The organism is Verrucomicrobiia bacterium (assembly GCA_035495615.1).
In the GTDB taxonomy this organism is placed as follows: Bacteria; Omnitrophota; Omnitrophia; order Omnitrophales; family Aquincolibacteriaceae; genus DATJFP01.
The window spans coordinates 90,394-104,504 of the sequence record DATJFP010000088.1 but is presented as its reverse complement, the minus strand read 5'-3'; the positions used below and the strand labels follow the sequence as shown (position 1 = coordinate 104,504).

The following is a 14,111-nucleotide window of genomic DNA, read 5'->3' as shown; positions in this document are numbered from 1 at the left end:
CGAATCTTTACTGGAAGAAATCGGTACGAAACGTCTTTCCTGAATCCTCCAAAAAGAAAACGATCCATGACCGAATCGAAATTATTTCTCTGGGGCGCCGCGACTTCCTCCCACCAGGTGGAAGGCAACAACCGGAACAACGACTGGTGGGCCTTTGAAAAAGCGGGCCGCGTGCGGACCTGCTCGGAACTCGCGTGCAACCAATACGAGCTGTACCGCAAAGACATCGAGATGATCGCCAAGCTCGGGCATAATGCTCACCGCTTTTCCATCGAATGGAGCCGCATCGAACCGGAAGAAGGCCGCTGGGATGAAAGCGCCTTCCACCACTATGAAGACATGATCCTCGAGATGCGTCGTTTCGGGATCGAACCGGTCGTGACGCTCCACCACTTCACCAACCCGATATGGCTCGCGGAGAAGGGCGGCTGGCTTTCTCCGGAAAGTCCCCGTTATTTCAAAAGATACGCCCGCAAAGTGGCCGAAGTCCTGGGCCGCCACGTGACTTACTGGAACACCATCAACGAGCCGGTGGTTTACCTTTTTCATGGGTATTGCACGGGACTGTGGCCCCCGGGAAAAAAAACTTTTCCGGACGCGGTCAAAGTTTTCCGCCATTTGCTCCAGGGGCACGTCGGCGCTTACGAGGCCATGCAGCAGCACTACGAAGAAGCGCTGGGGACCCGGGCCATGATTTCCATCGCCAAGCATTTGTCTGATTTCACTCCCTGCAATCCTTTGAGCGTGAAAGACCGGTGGTTTACGTTTTTGCGCGACTGGTTTTTCAACCATCTTTTTTTGCAGGCGCTGACAAATGGCTTCCTGTTTTTCCCCGGGCTTTTCTGCGAATTCATTTCGTCACGGAGCACGTTGGACTACATCGGCGTGAATTATTACACGCGCCATTTCGTCAGGGCGGGCGGGGACGCACCCACGCCGCTGGGTTCAGATTGCAATGAAAAGCATCATCCGGGCGAATCCAAGGAAATCAATGCCATGGGCTGGGAAGTCTATCCCGAGGGATTTTACCGCATTCTCATGAGCCTGAAGCAGTACGGGCTTCCGGTTCTGGTTTGCGAAAACGGCATCTGCGCGCACGAGGACGAACAGCGCCAGGCGTTCATCAAATCCCATTTGGGCGCGCTGGAACGGGCGGGCAAGGACGGATTGGACGTCATGGGCTTTTTCTACTGGTCGCTTCTGGATAATTTCGAATGGGCAGACGGATTCAAGCCCCGTTTTGGCCTCGTCGAAGTCGATTACGCTACCCAGGCAAGAAAAGTGCGGCAAAGCGCTCATGTCCTGGCGGAATTGTGCCGTAACATAAAGGCGTTCTAATCATTCCTACTGGGAGGCCTTATGTTTCAAGCAGACTTATTTAAAATTCCGGCATCGGTATCCACGATAACCCCTGTTACACGTCCGGCATTCCTCGAAAAATACCGGTTCACCATCCGCCTGGACCAGGCACTCATCGTCATGATCGCCATGCTGGTGTTCAGCTCGGTCGTTTTCTGCATGGGCGTGGAAAAAGGGAAGCAGTTCGCGGGGCGTGAGATCCACCCTCGGTATGCTGAGCCCGCCAAGACGGTGCTTCCGGAAGGGCAGCAGACCGTTATTATCGACGCCACGCAAATTCCGAATCCTCCGGCCGCCGTCGTGACGGCTGCGCCGGCCATCGAAGCGTCTGCTCCCACTGCCAAAGCCGAACCCGAAGCTCCGACGGCCGCCGTTGCCGAAGCTGCGCCTGCGGCAGCCGCTTCCGCGCCGGCCGCAAAGCCCGATGGCAAATACACGATTCAGGTCGTCACCTATAAAAGCCAGTCCCAGGCGCAAAAGCATATCGAAAAGCTGGCCACCAAAGGCTACCAGGGATTTGTCATTCCCAGCGGCAAGAGCCTGCAAGTCTGCGTGAATGCTTTCGAGAGCCGGTCCGCGGCAACCTCTCTGCTCAAAAATTTAAAGGTGCAAAACCTGGTCCCTCAGGACGCGTACGTCCGGAACATGCCGCATTGATCTCCGGCCGTCCTTAGCCGGTTCGTCACTAGCAATTTCACTCTTTAGCGTCAAATGACCCCATCCGGAGTAACTTTCGAGAGCCGGGAAGACGGTTTGGGAGTATCAATTTCATCTAGCCAAAGGTGCAGGGATTGAGTATAATCCTCGATATTTCAGAGGGATGCGAAGTCCCGGGCGGTTCCCGATTTGCGGCCGAGCCGCGGAAATGCCAACCCGTACTCATGGCTGCTATTAGCCAAATTTTTTAGTCTAAGGAGAGTTCATGTCACAGCATCCGAGTCTTAAAGTCGACAGCGTCGGCGTCAAGCACCGCAACGTGCTGAAGAAATACGAGCGCATCAAAAAAATGGAAGCGGACGGAAAATGGAGCGGAGAGGCTTCCGTTTACGGCCTGCCAAAGTACAAATCCATCAAGATTAAAGTGAAGAAATCTGCCGGCGGTCCGAAAGAAGCTGCCGCGGGTGAGAAGGGTGCTGCGCCTGCTGCCGGAGCCCCTGCTGAAAAAGCCAAAGCCGCCGCGCCGGCCGAAAAAGCCAAGAAATAATATGAGCCAACCGGTCAGCATTCGGCGTTTTCGCGAAGATGACAAGGAAGCGATTAAAGGCCTGATCACCGCCATCATGGCGCGCGAGTTTAAGGAAGATCAGGGCGCGTATCCGATCACGGATATCGAGCAGATCGAAAAGGCCTACGGCAATATCGGCGATATTTTTTTCATTGCCGAAGACGGCAACAAAGTCATCGGCACGGTCGCCATCAAAAAAGAAGACGAACGCATCGCGCTTCTCCGGCGCCTTTTCGTTTCGTTGGATTACCGCAAGAAGCAGATCGGGCAGAAGCTCCTCGAGCGCGCTTTGAAATTTTGCCAGGAAGTGGGCTATCAGGAACTCGTCTTCAAGACGACGTCGCGCATGCAGGGCGCTATTCTCCTTTGCCAAAAGAAGGGTTTCGTGCAGCGCGCCAAGATTCAACTGGGGGACATCGAGCTTCTCAAGTTTACCCTTTCCTTGAGGGACGGCCATAAATCAGGGGAATCTTTCTAAAAGGACGGTCTTTCTTTATGGGGTTGTTCAATAAGGGCAAGAAAAGCAACGGCAGTTTACGCACTTTAAGCGAGAACGACATTCAGAAAAAGCTCTACGGGGAACTTCGCCCGCCGATGCTGCCGTCCACACCGCCTCAAAACAAACCCATGCAACGGCTTGGGTTTTCCCAGAAAAGCGCGACGTTAGAACAGCCTTCCAAAGATCTTTTTTCAGGGCCGGCTCCGCAGACTCAAAGGCCGGAAAATAAAGAGCCGAAGGGCGATCACAACCGCATGGCCCGCCTTGAAGAGCTCGCAGAAGCGGAAAAATCCAAGCAGCAAAAGGCGGCGAATAAGCCGCAGTCCTCAAAGCCGCCTTTCAAAATGCCTTCGATCCCTCAATCCTTTTGGACTAATCTCTCGGCGTTCGCGCTATCCGTCGGAAAATTTCTTTTGAAAGCGGCCATCGTCCTTTTCACGTCGCTGTGGAAGGTGGTCAAACTCGTCGACTTTCGCCGTCCCGCCATACGGCGTGCGTTTTTTGGCGTCGTCGGCGCAGCCCTGCTGATTTCTGTTTTCGCCGGAATTCATGTGCTGAATGTGAATCGTGAAAGAGCCATGAAAAACCCGGGAAAGACCGTTACGAAACAGGCTGCAAAGCCCGCCAAGGCTTCCCGCGCAGAGCGCGCCCGCGGGGAAGAAGAACGCTCTTCCGCACAGGAAACGCCCGCGCCCGCCGCAGCTCCTGCGGTGGAAAATGCCGCGCAGGCTGAGCCGAATGCTCCGAAAGCCGAGGCTGAAACAGGCAAGCGCTACGTCGTGCAAGTCGCCACATATGCGACGGCACAAGATGCGGAACGCGTTGTTCAGGATATTAAAGACAGCGGCGCCCCGGCATTTGTCAAAGCCCTTTCGAGCCGCAGCGGCCGCGTCTATCATTCGGTTTTTTTGGGAAGGTTTTCCGACGCGGACGAGGCTCAGACCTATTTGGAAAAATTCCGGAAAGGCAATGCCTCGAAATCATTCCAGGATGCTTTTGTCAGGACCCTGGATTAAAAGCCTTTTGAGAGGACCCGGCGCTCATGTGGGACGGCTTTGATCAAAGAAAATTTCCCCGGATGAATTTGCATTGCGAAATTCAAATTCGTTCCGACGAAGAGGGCGTTCCTCTCAGCTCCATGACGGAGAACGTGGGCGTCGGCGGCGTTGCGGTGATCCTTAACCGTTCGCTGGAACGTTTCAGCCGCTGCATGGTCCGCCTTGATCTCGGGAGCAAAAAAGAAGTCATCGAGTGTAAGGGGAAGGTTGTCTGGATCGTTCCGGTAGGCAACTCGCGTAACCGCAAGGTTCGCTATGATGTCGGCATTGAGTTCGAAGACATGGACACCGACAACCAGAATCTCCTGAAAAAACAGATCGAATCCTTCGCCAAGAAAAACGTTCCGTAAAGCTCCGCTATGCCTTCGCAGTTTTCCTTCGATATTGTTTCCTCGGTTGACTTCCAAGAGGTCGACAATGCCGTCAATCAGGCCGTCAAAGAGCTCCGTAACCGGTTCGATTTCCGGGGCAGCAAGAGTACCATTGAGTTTTTGAAGGTTGAAAAAAAAATCCGCCTGATCGCCGATGACGATTTGAAATTAAAAAACCTCCAGGACATTTTGAAGACCCGCATGGCGGCACGCCGGATCTCTGTGAAAGCCCTGCAATTCCAAGAACCCGAAAAAGCTTTCGAGGGCACCCTGAGGCAGGAAGCGACTATCGTAAACGGTATCCCGCAGGACAAAGCAAAAATCATCATCAAGAAGATCAAAGACGGCAACTACAAGGTGCAGGCGAGCATCCAGGGAGAAGAAATCCGGGTAACCTCCAAAAGCAAAGACGAATTACAGGCTGTTATTCATAGCTTATCCACGGACACCGCTGACATTCCGTTGCAATTTACGAATTTTAGATGATTTCTGGAAACTCTTTCCCCGCTCTGTAAGTCCCTTCCATTCTTCGAGTTAAAGCTCCAAGATTTTTTTTTGGTGCTCTTGTAAACGAAAAATTCATGTGTTATATTTGGATTGATTTTGGAAACGCTATTCGTAAGCCCAGTTTTTTTAACGACTTATAAAAGTCTATCTCGATCAAATGGAGAACCTCAGGATGACAAACAACAAGGAGGAGCTCATGGAAAAAGAGCGGAGAAAATTTAAAAGATTCGATGCTTACATGAGCGTTAAATTCAAAACTCCCGGCAGCGAAGAAGTTCAGGGCATCAGCTTAAGCAAAGACCTGTCCCGCGAGGGAATCAAGATGAATTCCAATGTCCATCTCAAACAGGGGACTCTGGTAGACCTGGAAATCGACATTCCGGATGATCCCAAGCCGGTCCGTACCTCCGGAACGGTGATGTGGTCCTGCCCGGCAGAAGGCCGTAATCAGGGCTATGATCAGGGCGTCCGCTTCCTGATGATGGATCCCGTGGATAAGTTCCGCGTTCTGGACTATGCTTACAATCACTGGCTTGAAACCAAGGTCAATGATTTCAATGATCCAGAGGAAGTTCCCGGCATAAGCTAAGATTCCGCTTGCCTTAGATCCCGTACCATTCCGGACTCATCCTTGGGTCCCGTCTTCCCCGCGGCTATCTTCCTCATTGGCGTTCAATCCAATCCTCTTAACAGCCGATAATAGAGGCCTATGGGATTTTTTCAATTCGGGCGCAAAATGGACATTGGGCTGGAGATTTCCTTAGAGGATATCCCCATCTTTTCGTCCCTCACACCAGCAGAACAAAAAATCATCGAAAAAAAAGCGCGCCTTCTGGAATACAAGAGGGGCGATATCGTTTATGAAGAGGGAACCGAAGCGGATGCCTTCTATGTTGTGAGCGCCGGCCGGTTTCGTCTTTTCAACCGCCCCAGGGGCGACCGTCCCGAACAGACGCTCCTCAATTTTTACCGCGGGGACCACTTCGGAGAAACCTCGCTTCTGACCGGGCGTCCGCACAGCGCCACTGTCGAAGCCAAAAGCGACGGTCTGATCCTCAAGCTGGAAAAAAAAGACTTTCTCAGGCTGGTCAACGAAATGCCCGCGATTTCGCTGCATCTCAACCGGTCTTTGGGACATCGTCTGACCATGAGCGCGGGGGGAACTCGACGGCGCGAAGTCAAAATTTCCGCGCTTTATGCGAAAGGCAGGAATTCCCAGGACGGCCATCTGTGGTTTGACTTTGCCCGCAATCTCATGGAGGTGGGCCGCGGCGACGTGGTGCTCATCGATTTTGTTTCGCCGGTTTCTCCCTTAGTTTCGGAACAGCTGAAAAAGGGAAACATTCCGGCCTATCAGCTCTCTACGATGGAGCCTTCCCGGGAATCGGACCTCCGGAATTTTCTGATCCCGCATCCGTCCGGATTTCACTACCTGCATGTCGGCTTTGAAAATGCGGGAGACCGGGAGGAGAAAAGGCTTTCCGCGCTTCTCAGCTCGCTCACTGCGCGCTATGACCATCTATTGCTGCAGCTTCCCTGGGACAACACGCACCTTTCTTTCCGCGCGCTCAAACAATCCGACGAGATCTACCTTTATTCAAGGCCGGAAGTTCAGGACCTCGTGGAAACTTCCCGGCTCGTGGGGGAATTCGAAAAGGCCTTCGGATTCAGCCGCAGCGAAATCAAGGTTCTGGTTCCCGAAGATGACAACGGAAACAGGGAAATTACTTTTGAAGAAAAGGAAAGACTTCTGGGGCAGCGCATTTTTTCTCTGGTGCCGGACCGCCATCGTCAAGCCGACCGTTATGATGCCAATCTGCGTTATCTCGCCAAGGAGCTTTCTGGCAATCTGACCGGGCTGGCCCTGGGAAGCGGCGCGGCCTACGGTCTGGCGCATATCGGAGTCTTGCGCGTGCTCGAACAGGAGAACATTCAAATCGACGTGGTGGCGGGATCGAGCATCGGCGCGCTTGTCGGTGCGATCTGGGCGGCCGGATACAATGCGGATCAGCTCGAAGAATTTGCTTTCGGCATCGACAAGAAAACGGCCTTTTTCAAAATCTTCGGGTTTGCGGATTTGTCGATCGCTCATCATGGCTTTTTCAAAGGACAGAAGCTGCACCATTTTTTGGCGCCCTATCTGGGCGACAAGACGTTTCAGGACCTCAAAATTCCGCTGCGGGTCACGGCAACGAACTTATTTACGGCTGAAGAAGTCATTTTCCGGGCGGGCAAAGTCACGGATGCGATCCGCGCCAGCGTTTCGATTCCCGGCATCTTCAGGCCGTTCCAGCACGAAGGCCAGCTTTTGATCGACGGTGGGGTGATCGACCCGTTACCCGTGCGCGTTTTGAGCAAATTAGGCGTCAAAAAAATCATCGGCGTGAACGTGCTGCCCAGCCCGATGGATTGGGCGGAAAAGCACAAAATTCAGCAGGAAAAGTACCGCAAGCGCATGGAGATGGTGGCCAATAAGAATTTCTGGGACAAAGCGGTTACTAACCAGGTCGACCGCTTTCACAAACGCTATTCCGATAACATTTTCAACGTCATCATGAATACGATCCAATTCATGGAATTCGAGATGGCTGAAGTCTGGGGCAAGAAGGCGGACATCCTCCTGCATCCCATGGTTCCGGATGCTCACTGGGCCCAGTTCTATTATCCTCAGAAATTCATCAAGGCCGGGGAAGAAGTGGCGCGTGCGCAAATTAATGAAATTAAACAACTTTTGGCTGAATGATGATAGTTTTGGCTCCTTTTTGATGGTTGGATGACAAATTTAAGTTTCCATGCTAGTATTTGAGTGCACAGCTCTTAATCCTTAAGATAAAAGGCCGATAACTTTTAGCAACATCTGCGGCCCCCGTTTCATGACGCGGGGAATAGGCTCGAAAGGGGAAATATGCTTCACCGGCAGTTCCTTGTTGTAACTCTCTCGGTGTGTTTGAGTTTGGGTTTTACTTTCGGGAAAAAACAGGAAAAGCAGAAATCCGATTCCCTGTCCCAGTCTTCCAGCAGCCTTTCGATGCCTTCCGATGATGCCGAATTGACCCGCCCGAATGTTTTGGAGATGACGACCGAAGACATGAAACAGCAGGTTACATCCGACGATTTCCAACTTCCGGATGCCGTGGCCGAGGACGAAGCACCGCGGTCGGCTCCTGATAAAATGAAGGCCGCGCCGAAAGGCGTCACCGAATCGCAGAAAGCGGCCGCTCTTCCGCCGGCATCCGTCAATGCAGCTCCCGCGTCGGGAGGAGGGGGAGGGGGAAGCAATGTTTTCCGCGACCTCCAGGTGATCCGGATTCAAAAGCAGATCAGCGAAATCATCCGCGCGAATGAGAAAATCAAGCAAGCCCGCCAAGCGCAAATTGCCCAAATCGAACAAATAACAGACCAGGCTAAGATCCACCGCAAATTACTCGAGGAGATCCAAGAAAAGAAGAAGGACGCGGGTGAGGTCAAATCTGAGGATGTGGATGAGATTCTGCGGCAGGAAAAAATGCGTCTGATCGGACAAGAAACCGAAAAGAACAAGGCAACCGTCGATTCGTTCGACCAGGGCCCCTCCGAAGAATCTCAGGATCAAGAACAGCCCCTTTAGCCCCGCCAGTCCGCGGCCAGCAACAGTATCTTCCGGAGGTCCGATGGACAATCAGGAGTTGTCATCCAACCTGGTCCAGCTTTACCTCGCGCGGGTGGACCGGTTCCGGGACAGAAAAGCGCTCTTCTATAAGACCCGTCCCTCAGGCGATTACGTGGGCTGGACCTGGAAGGAATGGGCTGCCAAAGTCGAGGCGGCGGCCTTCGCGCTTCATGCGGCCAGCGTGCGCCGAGGGGACCGCGTCGGAATCCTTTCCGAAAACCGGCCTGAATGGACTGTCGCCGATCTCGGTATTTTGTCGCTTGGAGCCGTCACGGTTCCCATTTATCCCACCTCCTCCTGCAAAGACATCCGTTACATCCTGGAAAATGCCGGTATCGAGGTCCTGTTTGTCTCCACGCAAGAACAGCAGGCGCGCATTCAGGAGGCATTGTCGGGCTACCAGGCGCTCCGGATGCTCGTCCTCTTCGACGGGCCCGGATTCGACGGTTTTCTGAAAAAAGGAGAAGAAGAAAAAAAACGCTCGCCCGACACGGTGCGCCAGGAAATAGACAAGACGTCGCCCGAAGATCTTGCGACGCTAATCTATACTTCCGGCACCACGGGCCCTCCGAAAGGAGTCATGCTGACCCACCGGAATTTCGTGGCGAATTACCTCGGCGCCAGCGAAGTCATCGAAGTCCGGGAAGACGATGTCGCGCTTTCTTTTCTGCCCTTGAGCCACGTCTTCGAGCGCCTTGCCGGCTATTATTTCATGATTTTTCACGGCGCTGCCATTGCCTACGCGGAAAGTATGCAGAGCGTTCCCGACGACATGATGAAAGTGCGACCGACGATTGCGGCCAGCGTCCCGCGCCTCTACGAAAAAATGCATGCGCGTATCATGGAAAAGATCGAGCATGCCTCGCCGCTCCGCAAAGCTCTGTTTGCCTGGGCCGTGAAAACGGGGCGGGAGTACGCAGCCGTCAACCTGCGTAAGAAACAGCCTTCGCCTGCTTTGAAATTCAAAAGAGGCATTGCCGCGCTTCTGGTTTTCAATAAACTGCGCGGCAAGCTCGGAGGGCGTATCCGGTTTTTTATTTCGGGCGGGGCCCCGCTTTCCAAAGAGCTCGCGGAATTTTTTTACGCAGCCGGCGTCGTTATTTTGGAAGGATACGGACTCACCGAAACCTCCCCGGTCATTGCGGTGAACTGTCCCAATGCGCTCAAATTGGGAACCGTAGGGAAGCCGCTTCCCAACGTGGAAGTCAAAATCGCGGAGGACGGCGAAATCCTCACCAAGGGACCGTGCGTCATGAAAGGTTATTACAAGAATCCCGAGGCCACGCGGCAGGTGTTTGACGGAGACTGGTTTCGTACCGGAGATATCGGAGAAATCGATGCGGAAGGTTTTTTGAAAATCACAGATCGGAAAAAAGACATCATCGTAACCTCGGGCGGGAAGAATATCTCCCCGCAGAACATCGAAAACACACTGACCGCAGACCGCATCTTCCTCCAGGCCGTGGTGGTCGGCGACAAGCGGAACTATCTTGTGGCCCTGATCGTCCCTAACCGCACCGAATTCGAGGGGCATGCCGCCGCTCTGGGACTGCAGCGGCCGTGGGCGGAACTCCTCAAAGATCCCCAGATCCTGCAGTGGGCCGAGGAGCATATTAAGGCCAAGACGGCGAATCTCGCGCGGTATGAACAGATCAAATATTTCACGCTTCTCGAAAAGGACCTGACCGTCGAAGGGGGAGAGCTGACGCCTACCCTGAAAATCAAACGGAAGGCGGTTTTGGAAAAGTTCCAATCGGTGGTCGAAGCCATGTATCAAAAAGGAGAGTCTTTCAGGACCGTTTCCTGAAAGCAGCGGCATGGAAGAGCAGGATTTTTTTCAAGCGCAGGACGGGACAAAATTATTTTACCGCTATTACGCTAATCCCGACGCCAAGAGGACCATGATCATCGTCCATGGACACGGCGAGCACTGCGGCCGGTATCATAAATTTGTCCGTCATCTCGAAACGCAGAAGATATCCCTGGCCATGTACGACGCGCGGGGTATGGGGCGTTCAGGGGGACGCGAGGTTTATATTGATTCGCTCGACCGGTTTGTGGACGACCTCACCGCGTTCCGGGATTTTTTGAGAAAACGCCACGGTGTGAACGGTAAGATCATTCTGTTCGGGCACAGCCTCGGCGGGCTTGTCGCGGTCCATTGGGCGAAGCGGTTTCCGGAAGAAATTGCGTGCTTGATTTTATCGTCACCGTGCCTGGGGCTCAAGCTGTCTTCCTTTCTGATCGCATTCAACGCGATGCTCAACCGGATTCACCCGAGGCTCGTGTATGCCAATCCCGTCTACCCGCCGCACTTGTCGCATAATCCCGAAGAGATCGAGGCCTACAAAAAGGACCCGCTCATTAAGCGAAAAATTTCTGTTCGATTGCTGGCGGAAATGATAACATATGGCCGCAAAATTGATGCCGAACCGGCATTTGATTTCCCTTTTCCCGTTTACATCCTGATGTCTGGGCTTGAAAAAGTCGTGGACCGGGAAAAAACGAAGGCTTTCTTTGACAAAGTGAAGTCACCCCACAAAGAGATGCAAATCTTCGAGGGGTTTTATCATGAAATTTTTAATGAATTAGGCCAGGAAAAGGTCTTTGAAGTGCTCCGCCAGTTTCTTAACGCGTCGGAATCCTTTTCGCGTCTGGACTAAAAATTCAATGGGCCTGTAGCTCAGCTGGGAGAGCGCATCGTTCGCAACGATGAGGTCAGGAGTTCGATCCTCCTCAGGTCCACCATCTTCGCTTAATTTTCCCTGGAGAGAGGCCGATATTTTAGGGGCCGACATCGGGCCCTCTCCCGGCGAAGGCATTGAGGATGAATGTCAAAAAAAATCCTAGTCATTGACGACGACCCCCACATCGTGGAACTGCTGAAGAACCGTTTGGTGGCGTGTTCCTATCAGGTAGTGACGGCTCATGACGGGGAAGAAGGCCTCCTGCAAGTCCAAAAAGAACATCCCGATCTCATCATCGTCGATGTTCTCATGCCCAAGATGGACGGCTACACTTTCGTAAGGACGCTCAAGCGCAATGAGGCCATCAAGGCGACTCCCGTGATTGTCCTGACTGCCAAGGATAAGATGAAAGACCTGTTCGAGCTCGAAGGCGTCAAGGACTACATGGTGAAGCCCTACCGCCCGGAAGACCTGCTAAAAAAAGTGCGAAGCAATCTTGGGGAAGAGTAATCCTCGCTTCCTACGTCCCGCGCCCCAACATTTCCTTCCTGAATCTGGTTTATTCCCGAAGACCGGTGTGTCGTCATGAAGGTCCTTCTCATCGAAAACAATGCCCAGGATGCCGACTTTTTGGAAGGGCTGCTGGAATCGCAGAAAATAGCGAGCCTGCAGATTTATAGAGCGGCGGACCTCGAAGAGGGCTTGTCGAAGATCCGCGGTTTTTTGCCTTCCATCATTCTGGTCAATTTCGATTTTTTTTCCGGACGTCCCGATCGCGTTGAAAAATTCTCTTCCGAGTCCAAACAAATCCCTGTTCTTGCGCTCATCCGCAACAATGATGAGCGGGCGGCCGCCCAGGCCCTGCAGATGGGATTTGCCGATTATCTTCCCAAGGCGAGCCTGGACGCGGAGCTTCTGGCGCATTGGCTTAAGAATGCCGCTTCCAAGAAAGATCTCCAGATCGCGCTCCTGAGCAGCCAGCTGAGGAAGGCTTTGATCGTGAATGCCGTGACCGAAGGAATCGTGGAGACGGACCTGAACGGCAGGGCTGTTCAAACGAATGCTTCTGCGTGCCGGATGCTCGGACGGAGCGTGAAGGAGATTCTCGGCCACAGCCTCGAGGAGATCCTGATGCCGGATACAGGCCTTTCACCGCCGGCTTTGAATCCAGGGAAAGAAATGTTGGAAACCCTCCGCGACGGACAACTGCGCGCCGCCGATCAGGTCTCTTTTTATGACAAAAAGGGCGGGACCTTGACGGTGAACTTCGTTGTCCATCCGGTGTTTGACAACAACACGCTTGCCGGCCTGATGCTTTTTTTTCGGGAGATCTCGGACCAGGTCAAGGTCGAGGAAAAGCTCAAAGACGCCATTCAGGAGCAATTAAAGAACGAGCAGAAGCTCATCGAAGCCCTGATGGAATTGAAACGGGTCAATGAACGTCTGCGTTCCACCCAGGACCAGCTCATCCAGGCGGAGAAATTGCAATCGGTGGGCCGCTTAGCCGCGGGCGTGGCTCATGAGGTCAAAAACCCCCTGGCGATCCTGCTTCAAGGCGCGGAATATTTACAGCAGACGATGGGTGATGCAGATCAGGAAAAGGCAAGCGTCCTGCAGGACATGATCGACGCGGTGCGCCGGGCCGACGCTGTCATCAAAGGTCTCCTGGATTTTGCCGCTCCCGTGGAACCCATGATGGAAAACGTGGATTTGCATTCAGTCATGGATGAATCGCTGAATCTGGTCAAGCACCTGCTGATGAATAATAAAGTCCAAACTTCCAAGAAATACGATTCGGGCGTTTCTCCGCTGCCGCTCGACAAAAACAGGATGATGCAGGTTTTTGTTAACCTGTTCTCCAATGCCATTCACGCGATGCCTCAGGGAGGCGACCTTATTTTGACGACGCGTCGCCTGGATCCTCCTGCTGGAGAATTTCGCGTCGTGGTCGAAATAGAAGATACAGGAACGGGCATCCCTGCGGAGATTCTAGACAAGATTTTTGACCCGTTCATTACGACGCGCCGCGGACTCGGCGGCACCGGTTTGGGCCTTTCGGTCGTTCGAAGCATCGTCGAAATGCACAAAGGGGAAATAAAAATCGAAAACCGAAAGAAAAACGGCGCCAAAGTCACGCTGAAATTTTAACAGGAGGAATCATGGCAGACCCGGCAAAGAAAAAAATCCTTGTTATCGACGATGAAGAAAAATTCGCAAGCATGATCAAAAAAAACCTGGAAGCCCTCGGAAAGTTCGAGGTCCGCGTGGAGACCAAAGGCGCCCAGGGGCTGCAGGCGGCCAAAGACTTCAAACCCGACCTCATTCTTCTGGACGTGATTATGCCGGACAAGCGTGGTACGGAGGTGGCCATCGAAATCCGAGAAACGGAAAAGATCAATAACACCCCCATCGTTTTTCTTACCGCTACCGTGGGCAAGGGGCAAAGCGAAGCCTTCGGCGGAGTGGTAGGGGGGCGGCCGTTTACCATTAAACCTGCCCTTTCTAAGCCGGTCAGTACCAAGGACCTGGTCAAATGCATCGAAGATAACCTCGCCCCGAAGAAGACCCCGGAAGACGATCCCGAAGAATAAACCCCTTATTGTAGGGGCTTTCCTTAAAACCAGGCTAAACTCCCTTTCTGCCTAAAGTTCCGATTGACAATTTAGAAAGTGGCGGCTATACTTACTTCATAAAAACTTTTATCAAGTATTTAACTTACAATTATTTCGGTCTATACTATTGTGAGTTTAAAAACT

General features: G+C 52.9%; 15 protein-coding genes and 1 tRNA gene. All 16 read left to right on the top strand.

Annotated elements, in window-relative coordinates; genetic code table 11:
- Positions 1-66 precede the first annotated feature (66 nt).
- The 16 genes from VL688_11195 to VL688_11120 all read left to right on the top strand — a co-directional run bounded on the left by VL688_11195 (position 67) and on the right by VL688_11120 (position 13,946).
- Positions 67-1,338 (top strand): glycoside hydrolase family 1 protein, encoded by a 1,272-nt coding sequence (locus VL688_11195; GenBank protein ID HTL48612.1) that lies wholly within the window; start codon positions 67-69, stop codon positions 1,336-1,338.
- 21 nt (positions 1,339-1,359) lie between these two features.
- Positions 1,360-2,016, top strand: coding sequence for an SPOR domain-containing protein (locus VL688_11190; protein HTL48611.1), 657 nt, complete (start codon positions 1,360-1,362; stop codon positions 2,014-2,016).
- Positions 2,017-2,281: 265 nt separating this feature from the next.
- A complete protein-coding gene (locus VL688_11185) occupies positions 2,282-2,563 on the top strand; it encodes a small basic protein (protein HTL48610.1) in 282 nt (93 codons plus the stop codon).
- 1 nt (position 2,564) lies between these two features.
- Positions 2,565-3,062, top strand: coding sequence for a GNAT family N-acetyltransferase (locus VL688_11180; protein ID HTL48609.1), 498 nt, complete (start codon positions 2,565-2,567; stop codon positions 3,060-3,062).
- Positions 3,063-3,337: 275 nt separating this feature from the next.
- A complete protein-coding gene (locus VL688_11175; protein ID HTL48608.1) occupies positions 3,338-4,099 on the top strand; it encodes an SPOR domain-containing protein in 762 nt (253 codons plus the stop codon).
- 26 nt (positions 4,100-4,125) lie between these two features.
- The gene (locus tag VL688_11170; GenBank protein HTL48607.1) at positions 4,126-4,491 is read left to right on the top strand and encodes a PilZ domain-containing protein; all 366 of its coding nucleotides are present in this window, start codon (positions 4,126-4,128) and stop codon (positions 4,489-4,491) included.
- Between the two features lie 9 nt (positions 4,492-4,500).
- On the top strand, positions 4,501-4,998 hold the full coding sequence (locus VL688_11165; GenBank protein ID HTL48606.1) for a YajQ family cyclic di-GMP-binding protein: 498 nt from the start codon (positions 4,501-4,503) through the stop codon (positions 4,996-4,998).
- A gap of 217 nt (positions 4,999-5,215) precedes the next feature.
- Positions 5,216-5,608, top strand: coding sequence for a PilZ domain-containing protein (locus tag VL688_11160; protein ID HTL48605.1), 393 nt, complete (start codon positions 5,216-5,218; stop codon positions 5,606-5,608).
- A gap of 120 nt (positions 5,609-5,728) precedes the next feature.
- Complete coding sequence (locus tag VL688_11155) at positions 5,729-7,762, top strand: patatin-like phospholipase family protein (protein HTL48604.1); 2,034 nt, start codon at positions 5,729-5,731, stop codon at positions 7,760-7,762.
- A 285-nt stretch (positions 7,763-8,047) separates the two neighbouring features.
- Positions 8,048-8,626, top strand: a complete 579-nt coding sequence (locus VL688_11150; protein HTL48603.1) for a hypothetical protein — start codon at positions 8,048-8,050, stop codon at positions 8,624-8,626.
- Positions 8,627-8,669: 43 nt separating this feature from the next.
- A complete protein-coding gene (locus tag VL688_11145; GenBank protein ID HTL48602.1) occupies positions 8,670-10,475 on the top strand; it encodes a long-chain fatty acid--CoA ligase in 1,806 nt (601 codons plus the stop codon).
- Positions 10,476-10,485: 10 nt separating this feature from the next.
- Positions 10,486-11,331 (top strand): lysophospholipase, encoded by an 846-nt coding sequence (locus tag VL688_11140; protein HTL48601.1) that lies wholly within the window; start codon positions 10,486-10,488, stop codon positions 11,329-11,331.
- A gap of 9 nt (positions 11,332-11,340) precedes the next feature.
- Positions 11,341-11,416 (top strand) — tRNA-Ala (locus tag VL688_11135).
- 83 nt (positions 11,417-11,499) lie between these two features.
- Positions 11,500-11,865: a response regulator gene (locus VL688_11130; GenBank protein HTL48600.1), complete on the top strand. Its 366-nt coding sequence runs from the start codon at positions 11,500-11,502 to the stop codon at positions 11,863-11,865.
- Positions 11,866-11,940: 75 nt separating this feature from the next.
- Positions 11,941-13,503, top strand: a complete 1,563-nt coding sequence (locus VL688_11125) for an ATP-binding protein (protein HTL48599.1) — start codon at positions 11,941-11,943, stop codon at positions 13,501-13,503.
- A gap of 11 nt (positions 13,504-13,514) precedes the next feature.
- On the top strand, positions 13,515-13,946 hold the full coding sequence (locus VL688_11120; protein ID HTL48598.1) for a response regulator: 432 nt from the start codon (positions 13,515-13,517) through the stop codon (positions 13,944-13,946).
- Positions 13,947-14,111 lie beyond the last annotated feature (165 nt).